Source organism: Streptomyces sp. NPDC091416, from assembly GCF_044756845.1.
Lineage (GTDB): Bacteria > Actinomycetota > Actinomycetes > Streptomycetales > Streptomycetaceae > Streptomyces.
Genome location: NZ_JBIVTU010000009.1, coordinates 108,697 through 121,195 on the forward strand (window position 1 = coordinate 108,697; position 12,499 = coordinate 121,195).

Below are 12,499 nucleotides of genomic sequence, written 5' to 3' on the forward strand. Positions count from 1 at the left end.
CGGGCGGCGGACGGGCCCCGGCACGTGACGGACGTCTCTGGCGCCAGAAAACTAACGGCGCTAGTTTAGGTCGCGGACGACCTCGTCCGTCACCACGTCCGGGAGGAACAGCCATGAAGGCCCATGACGGTATGTACATCGGCGGCGCATGGCGGCCCGCCGCCGGAACGGACACCGTCGAGGTGGTGAACCCGGCGGACGAACAGGTCATCGCGCACGTCCCGGCGGGCACCGCCGAGGACGTCGACGCCGCGGTCCGTGCCGCCCGCGCCGCGTTCCCCGGCTGGGCCGCGACCCCGCCCGCCGAGCGGGCCGCCCGGATCGGCGCGCTGCGCGACGTGCTGGCCGCCCGCAAGGACGAGATCGCCGAGACGGTCACCGCCGAACTGGGCTCGCCGCTGCCGATGTCCCAGATGGTGCACGCGGGCGTGCCGGTGCTGGTCGCCGGTTCGTACGCCGAACTGGCCGCGACGTACGCCTTCGAGGAGCGCCACGGCAACTCCACCGTGTTCCTGGAGCCCGTCGGCGTGGTCGGCGCGATCACCCCGTGGAACTACCCGCTGCACCAGATCGTCGCCAAGGTGGCCCCCGCGCTCGCCGCCGGGTGCACCGTCGTCCTCAAGCCCGCCGAGGACACTCCGCTCACCGCGCAGCTCTTCGCCGAGGCCACCGAGGAGGCCGGGCTGCCCGCCGGTGTCTTCAACCTGGTCACCGGCCTCGGTCCGGTCGCCGGCCAGGCACTCGCCGAGCACGCGGACGTCGACCTCGTCTCCTTCACCGGGTCCACCGCCGTCGGCCGGCAGATCGGCGCCACGGCGGGCGGCGCGATCAAGCGCGTCGCGCTGGAGCTCGGCGGCAAGTCCGCCAATGTCATCCTGCCCTCGGCGGACCTGGCCAAGGCGGTCAACGTCGGCATCGCCAACGTGATGTCCAACTCCGGCCAGACGTGCAGCGCCTGGACCCGGATGCTGGTCGACGCCGAACGGTACGAGGAAGCCGTCGCCCTGGCCGCCGCGGCCGTCGCCAAGTACGTGCCCGGCGAGCGCGTCGGACCGCTCGTCAACGCCAAGCAGCAGGCCCGGGTGCGCGGTTACATCGAGAAGGGCATCGAGGAGGGCGCCCGTGTCGTGGCCGGCGGCCCCGAGGCACCGCTCGCCACCGGCTACTACGTCAGCCCCACCGTGTTCGCCGACGTCACCCCGGAGATGGCCATCGCCCAGGAGGAGATCTTCGGCCCGGTCGTCTCGATCCTGAAGTACGAGGACGAGGCGGACGCGCTGCGCATCGCCAACGGCACCGTGTACGGGCTCGCGGGCGCCGTCTGGGCCGCCGAGGACGCGGAGGCCGTCGCCTTCGCCCGCCGCATGGACACCGGCCAGGTCGACATCAACGGCGGCCGCTTCAACCCGCTCGCCCCCTTCGGCGGCTACAAGCAGTCCGGCGTCGGCCGCGAACTCGGCGAGCACGGTCTCGCCGAGTACCTCCAGACCAAGTCCCTCCAGTTCTGAACCACCCCCCGAGTCCGCCGAGTCCGCGCCCCCGATCAGCAAGGAGCCAGTCCGTGGTCCGCGCCGCCGTACTGTCCGCCGTCGGAGCTCCGCTGGAGATTACCGACATCACCCTGCCCGAGCCCGGCCCGGGGCAGGTGCGCATCCGTCTCGCCGCCGCCGGCGTCTGTCACTCCGACCTCTCGCTGTCCGACGGCACCATGCGACTGCCCGTCCCCGCGGTCCTCGGCCACGAGGGCGCGGGAACCGTCGTCTCGGTGGGCGAGGGCGTGGAGCATCTCGCCCCGGGCGACGGCGTCGTCCTCAACTGGGCGCCGTCCTGCGGCAGCTGCCACCACTGCGGCATCGGCGAGGTCTGGCTCTGCGCCGACGCCCTGGCCGGTGCCGCCAACACCCACGCCCACACCGCGGACGGCACCGCACTGCATCCCGGGCTGAACGTCGCCGCCTTCGCGCAGGAGACCGTGGTCGCCGCGAACTGCGTGCTGCCCGCCCCGGACGGCATCCCGCTCACCGACGCGGCGCTGCTCGGCTGCGCGGTGCTGACCGGGTACGGCGCGGTCCACCACAGCGCCCAGGTCCGTGCCGGCGAGTCCGTCGTGGTGTTCGGCATCGGCGGCGTCGGCCTCGCCGTGCTCCAGGCCGCCCGGATCGCCGGGGCCTCGGAGATCATCGCGGTGGACGTCTCCCCGGAGAAGGAGGACCTCGCACGCCGGGCCGGTGCCACGCACTACGTGATCGCCTCGGCGACCACGCCCCGCGAGATCCGGAAGCTCACCGGCGGACAGGGCGCGGACGTGGCCGTCGAGTGCGTCGGCCGGGCCGCCACCATCCGCGCCGCCTGGGAGTCCACCCGCCGCGGCGGCCGCGCCACGGTCGTCGGCATCGGCGGCAAGGACCAGCAGGTGACGTTCAACGCCCTGGAGATCTTCCACTGGGGCAGGTCCCTGACCGGCTGCGTGTACGGCAACAGCGACCCGGCCCGCGACCTGCCGGTGCTGGCCGACCACATCCGGGCGGGCCGCTTCGACCTCTCGATGATGGTCACCGAACGGATCGGGCTGGACGGCATCCCGGCGGCCTTCGACAACATGATCGCCGGCAAGGGCGGCCGCGCCCTGGTGGTCTTCTAGGGCCGCGACGGGCGAACGCTGCCTGTCGCGGCGCTAGGACTTCTCCGGACGGGGCTTCGCGGCGGTGGGTTCGTGCTCGCCCCGCTCGAAGATCCGGGACGCCGGGCCCACGATCAGCGGGTCCGGCTCCCCGGCCACCGAGACGTCCTTGTCCGGGTAGTCGAAGCGGTGCAGGACATGGCGGATGGCCTCCAGCCGGGCCCGCTTCTTGTCGTTGCTCTTCACCACGGTCCACGGGGCGTCCGCCGTGTCCGTGTGGAAGAGCATCAGCTCCTTGGCCTCGGTGTACGCGTCCCACTTGTCGAGCGACGCGAGGTCGACCGGGCTCAGCTTCCACTGCCGCACCGGATCGGTCTGCCGGCTCATGAACCGCTTGCGCTGCTCGTCGCGCGAGACGGAGAACCAGAACTTCACCAGATGGATGCCGTCGCGGACGAGCATCCGCTCGAACCCCGGTGTCTGGTGCATGAATTCCAGGTACTCGGACGTCGAGCAGAAGTCCATCACCCGCTCCACACCCGCCCGGTTGTACCAGGACCGGTCGAACATCACGATCTCCCCGGCGGCCGGCAGATGCGCCACGTACCGCTGGAAGTACCACTGCGAGCGTTCGCGTTCGGTGGGCTTCTCCAGCGCCACCACGCGCGCGCCACGGGGATTCAGATGCTCCGTGAACCGCTTGATGGTGCCGCCCTTGCCGGCGGCGTCACGTCCCTCGAAGAGGATGACGAGCCGCTCGTCGTGCTCCTTGATCCAGTGCTGGAGCTTGAGCAGTTCTATCTGCAGGGCGCGCTTCGACCGGTCGTACGCCTTGCGGCCGAGCTTGGAGCCGTACGGGTAGTCCTCGCGCCAGGCGTCACGGTTGATGCTGGCGGGGGTCACCGGCTCGGGGGCCCCCGCCGCCTTCCTACGGCCGGTCCGCTGCTTGGCGCTCCGCGTCATGAAGGGGTCCTTCCACCGGCTGGGCGGGATGTGTCCGCGTCGCACCAGTCTGCGGACGCTTCCGGGAGACCGCCACCCCGGCCAGACAGAGCAGTCCGCCGGCGACGGTGAGCAGCGCGGGCACCTCGTCCAGCAGCAGCCACGACATCAGCACCACGAGCGCCGGCACCGCGTAGGTGGTGGCACCCATCCGGCCCGCCGTGGTGCGCGCGAGCGCGTAGGCCCAGGTGGTGAAGGCCAGCGCGGTCGGGAAGATCCCCAGGTAGACCATGTTCAGCGTCGCGGACAGGGGCGCGTCGGCCGCGTCGGAGACCAGCGCGCCGGCGAACGGCAGGCACGCCGCGGTGCCGACCAGACAGCCGAACGTGGTGATCTGGAGCGCCGAGCCGTGGCGCAGTGCGGGCTTCTGGCCGACGACTCCGCCCGCGTACGCGACCGCGGCCAGCAGGCAGAGCAGCACGCCCAGCACCGAGGAACTCCCGTGACCCGACATGGAGAGCCCCACCACCGCGGCGCCCGCGAAGGACACGCCCATACCCAGCAGCAGCCGGCGCGGCAGCCCCTCACCGAGGAGCCGGGCGCCGAGCAGGGCGATCAGCAGGGGCCCGATGTTCACCACCATCGCGGCGGTCCCGGCGTCCACCTGCTGCTCGCCCCAGTTGAGCACCACCATGTACAGGCCGAACCACAGCAGCCCCGACCAGAGGATCCCCGGCCAGGCGGCCCGGGAGGGCAGACCCTCCCGGCGGACCAGCAGGAGGGTACCCAGCGCCAGGGAGCCGGCCAGCAGCCGTCCGAGGGCCAGGGCGCCGGGGGAGTAGGCCTCGCCCGCACTGCGGATGGAGACGAAGGCGGAGGCCCACAGCACCACGGTGGTGCAGGCGGCGGCCGTGGCCCGCCAGTCACGGGTCTCCGCGGGCGTGGCGGGGGAGGAGAGCGTCGTCATGGACCTGACCGTAGAGGCAGGACGGTTCGGTGCCCACCGAATAGTCGTGGGACCCGGCGCGGCGCTACCGCATCTGCTGCGCGGGCGGGGCGTACTGCAGGGCGAGCCCGTCGATCAGCGCCCGAAGCCCCGTCTCGAAGGCCCCCTCGTCGACCTGCTGGCGGCGCTCCGCGAGCAGATGCGCCTGGCCCAGGTGCGGATAGTCGGCCGGGTCGTACGCCGTCTCGTCGTCCACGAAACCGCGGGCGAACGAGCCGAGGGCCGAGCCGGTGACGAAGTAGCGCATCAGGGCGCCGATGTACGTGGCCTGGGCAGGCGGCCAGCCGGCGCGGACCATGGCGCCGAACACCGCGTCGGCGACCCGCAGACCGGCCGGGCGGCGGCCGGGGCCCTGGGCGAGCACGGGAACGATGTGCGGGTGCGCGCTGAGCGCCGCACGGTAGGAGACGGCCCAGTCGTGCAGCGCGGCCCGCCAGTCGCGTGTGTCGGACTCGTCGAACATCGACAGATCGACCTGTGCGGAGACGGAGTCGGCGACCGCGTCCAGGATCTCGTCCTTGTTGCGGAAGTGGTTGTAGAGCGAGGGCCCGCTGACTCCGAGCTCGGCCGCGAGGCGGCGGGTCGAGACGGCGTCGAGCCCCTCGGCGTCCACGAGGGCGCTCGCCGTCTCGACGATGCGGTCTCTGCTGAGAAGGGGCTTGCGCGGGCGGGCCATGCGGCACATAGTAGGCCCTGCATCCCTAAAACTAGCAGTGCTAATTAAAGTGAGGGTCGAAGGATGAACCTGGAGCTCAGCGAGGAGCAGGAAGCCGTCCGGCAGCTCGCCAAGGACTTCGTGGCCCGGGACATCGCCCCGCACGTCGTCGAGTGGGACCGGGCCGAGAACGTCGACAAGTCGATCGTGAAGAAGCTGGGTTCCCTCGGCTTCCTCGGGCTGACGGTCCCGGAGGAGTACGGCGGCTCGGGCGGCGACCATCTGACGTACTGCCTGGTCACCGAGGAGCTCGGCCGCGGGGACTCCTCGGTCCGCGGCATCGTCTCGGTCTCGCTCGGTCTGGTCGCCAAGACGATCTCCGCGTGGGGCGACGAGGAGCAGAAGAGGCGGTGGCTGCCCCGGCTGACCTCCGGTGACGCCGTCGGCTGCTTCGGCCTCACCGAACCGGGTACGGGCTCGGACGCCGGGAACCTGACGACGAGGGCCGTGCGGGACGGCGGGGACTACGTCGTCAACGGCAGCAAGATGTTCATCACCAACGGCACCTGGGCCGATGTGGTGCTGCTGTTCGCCCGCACCAACGACACCCCCGGGCACAAGGGCGTCTCCGCCTTCCTGGTGCCCACCGACACCCCCGGCCTCACCCGGCGCACCATCCACGGCAAGCTCGGCCTGCGCGGCCAGGCCACCGCCGAGCTGGTCCTGGAGGACGTCCGCGTACCCGCCGGCGCCCTCATGGGCCCGGAGGGCAAGGGCTTCTCGATAGCCATGTCGGCGCTGGCCAAGGGGCGGATGTCGGTCGCGGCGGGCTGTGTCGGCATCGCGCAGGCGGCCCTGGACGCGGCGGTGGGGTACGCCGGGGAGCGCGAGCAGTTCGGCAAGTCCATCGCGAGCTACCAGCTGGTCCAGGAGCTCATCAGCGACATCTCCGTGGATGTCGACGCCGCCCGTCTGCTGACCTGGCGGGTGGCCGACCTGATCGACCGCGGCGAGAACTTCGCCACCGCCGCCTCCCAGGCGAAGCTCTTCGCCTCCGAGGCTGCCGTCCGCGCCGCGAACAACGCCGTCCAGGTCTTCGGCGGCTACGGCTACATCGACGAATACCCCGTCGGCAAGCTGCTGCGTGACGCCCGGGTGATGACGCTCTACGAGGGCACCAGCCAGATCCAGAAGCTGATCATCGGCCGCGCCCTGACGGGCGTCTCCGCCTTCTGACCGATCCGCGCGCCCCGGACGGGCGTCTGAGTACCCGGCTGAGTACGCGAGCGGATGTGGCGTGTGCCACACCGCCCGATGCTGGGCGGCATGAGTGAGACGACCACGGTCAAGCAGCAGAACACCGCCGCCTTCTACGGCCAGGCCGTCGCGTCCTTCGGGATCGCGATGGGAGCGGTGACGCTCGGAATCTACTTCCTCGACGCCGACGTGTGGGTGCGCGCCTTCCTCGCCATCGGCGTCCTCTACCTCGTCACGTCCGCCTTCACGCTGGCCAAGGTCATCCGGGACCGGCAGGAGGCGGGCCGGATCATCAGCCGGGTCGACCAGGCCCGGCTGGAGAAGATCCTCGCCGACCACGACCCCTTCCAGAAGCTCTGACGATCTCCCCACACCCTTACCTCTAAGCGCTTGCTCAGGATCGGGGTATGGTGTTCGTCCTGCTGACTGAGAGGGGCGACCGACGATGAGCACGGCGGAGGAGACCGACGGCGAGAGCACGCCGTGGTCCGAAGTGACGCCCGAGGCCGCCCGGCGGCTCCTCGTCGCGGCCGTCGACGCCTTCGCCGAGCGCGGCTACCACGCGACCACCACACGGGACATCGCGGGCCGTGCCGGGATGAGCCCCGCGGCGCTCTACATCCACTACAAGACGAAGGAAGAGCTGCTCCACCGGATCAGCAGGATCGGGCACGACCGTGCCCTGACCCTGCTGGAGTCGGCGGCCGACGGCCGGGGCACCGCCACCGAGCGGCTGGACGGCGCCGTGCGGGCCTTCGTCCGCTGGCACGCCGAGCGCCACACCACCGCGCGCGTGGTCCAGTACGAGCTCGACGCGCTCGCCGAGGAACACCGCACCGAGATCGTCGAGCTGCGCCGCAGGAGCGACGCGGCGGTGCGCCGGATCATCGGTGAGGGCGTGGCGGCCGGGGAGTTCGACGTACGTGACGTGCCCGGCACCGCACTCGCCGTGCTGTCGCTCTGCATCGACGTGGCCCGGTGGTTCAACGCCCAGGGCAGCCGCACGCCGGACGAGGTGGGCGAGCTGTACGCCGGGCTCGTCCTGAGGATGGTCGCGGCCGGCCGCTGACGGCGCGAGGGCGCGGGCCCCGGCCCCGCGGGGCCGGGGCCCGCACTCGTACGGCTCAGAAGTAGAAGCGCGACACCGACTCGGCGACGCACGCCGGCTTGTCGCCGCCCTCGCGCTCGACCGTGACGACGGCGGTGACCTGCACGCCGCCGCCCGCCTCCTCGACGCTCTTCAGGACGGCCGTCGCCCGCAGCCGGGAACCCACGGGCACGGTGGAGGGGAAGCGGACCTTGTTGGTCCCGTAGTTGATGCCCATCTTGGTGTTCTCGACCTGCATGACCTGCGGTACGAGCGCCGGCAGCAGCGAGAGCGTGAGGTAGCCGTGCGCGATCGTGGTGCCGAACGGCCCGGCGGCGGCCCGCTCCGGGTCCACGTGAATCCACTGGTGGTCACCGGTGGCGTCGGCGAAGAGGTCGATCCTCTTCTGGTCGACCTCCAGCCAGTCGCTGTGTCCCAGCTGCTCGCCCACGCCGTCACGCAGCTCCTGCGCGGACGTGAAGATCCTCGGCTCTGCCATGTCCCTGCCTTCCCGCTCTCGACCATCCATCCGGTGCCTGTCTAAGCGCTTGCTCAGCATGGTTGGCGGGTGCGTTCCTGTCAACGACGGACCGGGCGGCGAGGTGCCACGTAGGGTTCGATGAGTGCCCCAGATCCCACAGACACTCCATGAGCTCACGGTCGGCCAGCTCTCCGCGCGCAGCGGCGCCGCGGTTTCGGCCCTGCACTTCTACGAGGCCAAGGGCCTGATCACCAGCAGCCGTACCAGCGGCAACCAGCGCCGCTACACCAGGGACGCGCTGCGCCGGGTCGCCTTCGTCCGGGCGGCGCAGCGGGTCGGCATCCCGCTCGCCACCATCCGGGACGCCCTGGCCGAGCTCCCGGAGGAGCGCACTCCGAACCGGGACGACTGGGCCCGGCTCTCCGAGGCCTGGCGCTCCGAGCTGGACGAGCGGATCCGGCAGCTGGCCAGGCTGCGCGACCACCTCACGGACTGCATCGGCTGCGGCTGCCTGTCGCTGGAGACCTGTGTGCTCTCCAACCCCGACGACATCTCCGGCGACCGGATCAGCGGCTCGCGTCTGATGCCGGAGGGCAGGGCCGCGGGCAAGGCGTGACCGGCGGGGGCCGGTGTTGCTCCCGTCCGGCTGCCGTGGGCGCCGGACGGGCCGCTCCGTTCGTCAGCCGATCGTCGCCAGGTCGCCCAGCCGGGTCCGCCTGGCCCTCGCCAGCGCGGCCGGGGTGAGCACGGGCTGCGGCACCACGATGCCGCAGCCCGTGCAGACGGGGCCGGACCACGGTTCGCTGTCCAGGTCCTGCCGCCACACGATGCGGGCCTGTGCGCAGACCGGGCAGCCGCTGCCCGGTTCCGACTCCAGGGCCGAGATCAGCCGGACCAGGACCTCGGCGAGCGGCGCCGCGGGATGGACCCCCGGATCCTCGCACCGCGCTACACCATTGCCGCCCCAGGTGCGCCGGTGCCAGTCGTCGAAGGCGGCCGGCCGTCGCCGCCCGTCGTGCTTCTCCCGTTTGCGGCGCTCGGCGAACCCCGCCTCGTAACCGAGCCAGACCGCCCGTGCGGTCTCCAGCTCCTCCAGCGCGCGCATCAGGCGTGCCGGGTCGGGTGCCCGGTCCTCGGGGCCCATTCCGTGCCGGGCGCACAGATGGTCCCAGGTCGCGCGGTGTCCGTACGGCGCGAAGCGTTCCAGGCACTTGCGCAGCGAGTACCGCCGCAGTGCCAGGTCGCTCCGCGGATCGCGGACCTGTCTCGCCAGACTCCGGAAACCGGCCATGGCGCCGCCACCTCCGTCGCTCGTACTCCGTTGCCCGTACTTTCGGCGTCATTGAGTGGACGTACGCCTGCCCGGATCGGCTCCATTCAAGGGTCGTTCCGTCCACGGAGTGAGATGACGGCTCGTCATGCGGTGGGATGTGGCGATTCGGAAAAGGTGACCGATGTTCACCTTACCGACGGGTCATACCGTCGGTAACCTCCGGCGCACGGTCTCTCCGAGGAGCACGCATGCCCCCACGCACCCGCATGTCCGTACGCACCGGCAGGACAAGAGCCGCCACTGTCGCGGCCGTTCTCGCCCTCGGCACGTCCCTGCTGGCCTCCGCGCCCCACGCCGGCGCCGCCGAGCCGGATCCCGCCCCCGTCGTCGACTACTGCCAGGGGCAGTGCGACGACATCCTGCCGCCCGGTGAGAACGGCAACGCCACCCTCGTCGAGATCCTCGGCAACAAGGCCTTCGGCACCCACCCCGCGCACAGCGACGACCAGCTCGACCGCTACGACGGCCTGGTGGCGGGCCACACCGGCCTCACCGACCAGAAGCTGAACGACTTCTTCAACGACGCCTCCTTCGGTGTCGCCAAGGACCAGGTCGAGTCCGTCGTCTCGCCCCGCGACGACGTCACCATCACCCGCGACAAGGTCTCGGGCGTCCCGCACATCAAGGGCACCACCCGCTACGGAACCGAGTTCGGCGCCGGCTTCGCGGCCGGGCAGGACCGGCTCTGGCTGATGGACCTCTTCCGCCACATCGGACGCGGCGAACTCACCTCGTTCGCCGGCGGAGCCCTGGCCAACCAGGGCCTGGAGCAGCAGTTCTGGCCGCAGGCCCCGTACACCGAAGCCGACCTGGAGGCCCAGGTCGAGTACATCAGGACCCACGAGGGCGCCCGCGGCGAACAGGCCATGGCGGACGCCCAGGCCTATGTGGACGGCATCAACTCCTACCGGGAGAAGTCGAAGAAGGGCCGCTACTTCCCGGGCGAGTACGTCCTCACCGGCAAGATCGACGCCATCACCAACATCGGCGAGATCCAGCCGTTCAAGCTCACCGACCTGATCTCGATCGCCTCCGTCGTGGGCGGCCAGTTCGGCGGTGGCGGCGGCGGCGAGGTGCAGGCGGCACTGTCCCTGCTGTCGGCCCAGCAGAAGTACGGCGTCGAGGAGGGCACGAAGGTCTGGGAGTCGTTCCGGCAGCGCAACGACCCCGAGGCCGTGCTCACCGTGCACGACGGCACCGCCTTCCCGTACGCGAACAAGCCCGCCAAGGCCGTCGGCGCGGCGCTCCCGGACCCCGGCTCCGTCACCACCGAGCAGCTCATCCACGACCGCACCGGCTCCGCGGGCACCGACGCCAAGACGCCCGTCAGTGCCCCGGTCACGCTCCGGAAGGCCCAGGGCATCTTCGACGACGGGGTCATCCCCGAGGGATCGCTCCCCGGCTCCGGCTCCGGCGCCCAGAAGCGCGGCATGTCCAACGCCCTGCTGGTCTCGGGCACGCACACGGCGAGCGGACACCCCATCGCCGTGTTCGGCCCGCAGACCGGCTACTTCGCCCCGCAGCTGATGATGCTCCAGGAACTCCAGGGACCCGGCATCAGCGCCCGCGGGGTCTCCTTCGCCGGCGTCGGGATGTACATCCAGATGGGGCGCGGCCAGGACTACGCCTGGAGCGCCACCTCGGCCGGCCAGGACATCACCGACACGTACGCCGTCGACCTGTGCGAACCCGACGGCTCCGCACCCACCAAGGACTCCGCCCACTACCTCTACCGCGGCGCCTGCACCGCCATGGAGAAGCTGGAGCGCACCAACTCCTGGAAGCCGACCGTCGCCGACTCCACGGCCAAGGGTTCCTACCGGATGCAGGTGTGGCGCACCGGCTACGGCATCGTCACCCACCGCGCCACCGTGGGCGGCAAGCCCGTCGCGTACACCACGCTGCGCACCACCTACCGGCACGAGGCCGACTCGATCATCGGCTTCCAGATGCTCAACGACCCGTCGTACGTCACCGACGCCGCCTCCTTCCAGCGGGCGGCGAGCAGCATCGACTACGCCTTCAACTGGTTCTACGCGGACTCCCGCACCGCCGCCTACTACAACAGCGGCATGAACCCGGTACGGGCGGCCGGTGTCGACCCGGCGCTGCCCGTCCGGGCCGAGAAGGCGTACGAGTGGCAGGGCTACGACCCGGCGGCCAACACCGCCGCCTACACCCCCTTCGCCGAGCACCCGCACTCCAGCGGCCAGGACTACTACGTCTCCTGGAACAACAAGCAGGCCGAGGGGTACGCCTCCGCGGGCTTCGGGCTCAGCGCCGTGCACCGCGCCGACCTGCTCGACGACCGCGTCGCGAAGCTGGTCGGGGAGGGCGGCGTGACCCGCGCCTCCCTCACCCGGGCGATGGCGGACGCCGCGCTCACCGATCTGCGCGGCGAGCAGCTGCTTCCCGAACTGCTCAAGGTGATCCGCTCCCAGCCGGTCGGCGACCCGGCACTCGACGCGGTGGTCCAGCAGCTGGACTCCTGGCGGGCGGCGGGAGCACAGCGCAAGGAGAGCAGCCCGGGCTCGCACGCGTACACCCACGCCGATGCCGTACGGATCATGGACGCCTGGTGGCCGAAGCTGATCGAGGCCGAGTTCAAGCCGGGACTCGGTGACGATCTGTACGGGGCGCTGACCGCGAACCTCGCCACCGACGAGTCCCCGGCGGCCAGCCACGGACCGAGCGGAGCGCACAGCGGTTCGGCGTTCCAGTACGGCTGGTGGGGCTTCGCCGACAAGGATCTGCGCCAGGTGCTCGGGCAGCCGGTCAAGGGGCCGCTGGCCAGGTCCTACTGCGGCAACGGCGATCTGAGCAGCTGCCGGGCGGCGCTGCTGTCCACGCTGAAGCAGGCGGCGGCGGTGCCGGCGGCCGAGGTCTACCCGGCCGACGACAGCTGCAAGGCCGGCGAGCAGTGGTGCACCGACTCGATCATCCACCGGGCGCTGGGCGGGATCGCGCAGAAGGCGATCCACTGGCAGAACCGCCCGACGTACCAGCAGGTGGTGGAGTTCCCGGCGCACCGCTGAGCGCCGCGCCGGGTTCCGGCCCGTCCGGCGACCGAGGACGCGGCCGGCCGGCCGGGCGGGCCCGCGCGCATGGTTCACCCATG

The 12,499-nt window shown here is 71.4% G+C and carries 12 protein-coding genes; 7 read left to right on the plus strand and 5 right to left on the minus strand.

What is annotated here, in order from left to right; translation table 11 throughout:
* Window positions 1-113 precede the first annotated feature (113 nt).
* Both ACIQMX_RS25985 and ACIQMX_RS25990 read left to right on the plus strand, forming a co-directional pair.
* Entirely contained in the window at window positions 114-1,508 is a 1,395-nt protein-coding gene (locus ACIQMX_RS25985) for an aldehyde dehydrogenase family protein (protein WP_402481566.1), read from the plus strand.
* Between the two features lie 53 nt (window positions 1,509-1,561).
* Window positions 1,562-2,641 carry a Zn-dependent alcohol dehydrogenase gene (locus ACIQMX_RS25990; RefSeq protein WP_402481569.1) on the plus strand — a complete coding sequence of 360 codons (1,080 nt, stop codon included), beginning with the start codon at window positions 1,562-1,564 and terminating at the stop codon, window positions 2,639-2,641.
* 33 nt (window positions 2,642-2,674) lie between these two features.
* Here the strand turns inward: ACIQMX_RS25990 and ppk2 are convergent, their stop codons facing one another.
* The 3 genes from ppk2 to ACIQMX_RS26005 all read right to left on the minus strand — a co-directional run bounded on the left by ppk2 (window position 2,675) and on the right by ACIQMX_RS26005 (window position 5,244).
* Window positions 2,675-3,583, minus strand: a complete 909-nt coding sequence (gene ppk2, locus ACIQMX_RS25995) for a polyphosphate kinase 2 (protein WP_402481571.1) — start codon at window positions 3,581-3,583, stop codon at window positions 2,675-2,677.
* The gene (locus ACIQMX_RS26000; protein ID WP_402481574.1) at window positions 3,549-4,529 is read right to left on the minus strand and encodes a DMT family transporter; all 981 of its coding nucleotides are present in this window, start codon (window positions 4,527-4,529) and stop codon (window positions 3,549-3,551) included. The genes ppk2 and ACIQMX_RS26000 overlap by 35 nt, the downstream gene beginning before the upstream one ends.
* A 64-nt stretch (window positions 4,530-4,593) precedes the next feature.
* The gene (locus ACIQMX_RS26005; RefSeq protein WP_402481576.1) at window positions 4,594-5,244 is read right to left on the minus strand and encodes a TetR/AcrR family transcriptional regulator; all 651 of its coding nucleotides are present in this window, start codon (window positions 5,242-5,244) and stop codon (window positions 4,594-4,596) included.
* Window positions 5,245-5,307: 63 nt separating this feature from the next.
* Here ACIQMX_RS26005 and ACIQMX_RS26010 point away from each other — a divergent pair, with 63 nt between their 5' ends.
* The 3 genes from ACIQMX_RS26010 to ACIQMX_RS26020 all read left to right on the plus strand — a co-directional run bounded on the left by ACIQMX_RS26010 (window position 5,308) and on the right by ACIQMX_RS26020 (window position 7,549).
* On the plus strand, window positions 5,308-6,459 hold the full coding sequence (locus ACIQMX_RS26010; RefSeq protein ID WP_402481579.1) for an acyl-CoA dehydrogenase family protein: 1,152 nt from the start codon (window positions 5,308-5,310) through the stop codon (window positions 6,457-6,459).
* A gap of 90 nt (window positions 6,460-6,549) precedes the next feature.
* On the plus strand, window positions 6,550-6,840 hold the full coding sequence (locus ACIQMX_RS26015; RefSeq protein ID WP_363073969.1) for a YiaA/YiaB family inner membrane protein: 291 nt from the start codon (window positions 6,550-6,552) through the stop codon (window positions 6,838-6,840).
* Between the two features lie 85 nt (window positions 6,841-6,925).
* A complete protein-coding gene (locus ACIQMX_RS26020; protein WP_363073971.1) occupies window positions 6,926-7,549 on the plus strand; it encodes a TetR/AcrR family transcriptional regulator in 624 nt (207 codons plus the stop codon).
* Window positions 7,550-7,604: 55 nt separating this feature from the next.
* On the opposite strand, the gene ACIQMX_RS26025 is transcribed toward ACIQMX_RS26020, so the two are convergent.
* Window positions 7,605-8,066, minus strand: a complete 462-nt coding sequence (locus ACIQMX_RS26025; RefSeq protein WP_328893091.1) for a MaoC family dehydratase — start codon at window positions 8,064-8,066, stop codon at window positions 7,605-7,607.
* Between the two features lie 124 nt (window positions 8,067-8,190).
* On the opposite strand from ACIQMX_RS26025, the gene soxR reads away from it, so the two are divergent.
* Entirely contained in the window at window positions 8,191-8,664 is a 474-nt protein-coding gene (soxR, locus tag ACIQMX_RS26030) for a redox-sensitive transcriptional activator SoxR (protein WP_363073973.1), read from the plus strand.
* Between the two features lie 63 nt (window positions 8,665-8,727).
* Here the strand turns inward: soxR and ACIQMX_RS26035 are convergent, their stop codons facing one another.
* Window positions 8,728-9,339 (minus strand): hypothetical protein, encoded by a 612-nt coding sequence (locus ACIQMX_RS26035; RefSeq protein WP_363073975.1) that lies wholly within the window; start codon window positions 9,337-9,339, stop codon window positions 8,728-8,730.
* Window positions 9,340-9,569: 230 nt separating this feature from the next.
* Between ACIQMX_RS26035 and ACIQMX_RS26040 the strand changes: the two genes are divergently transcribed.
* Window positions 9,570-12,416: a penicillin acylase family protein gene (locus ACIQMX_RS26040; protein WP_363073977.1), complete on the plus strand. Its 2,847-nt coding sequence runs from the start codon at window positions 9,570-9,572 to the stop codon at window positions 12,414-12,416.
* Window positions 12,417-12,499 lie beyond the last annotated feature (83 nt).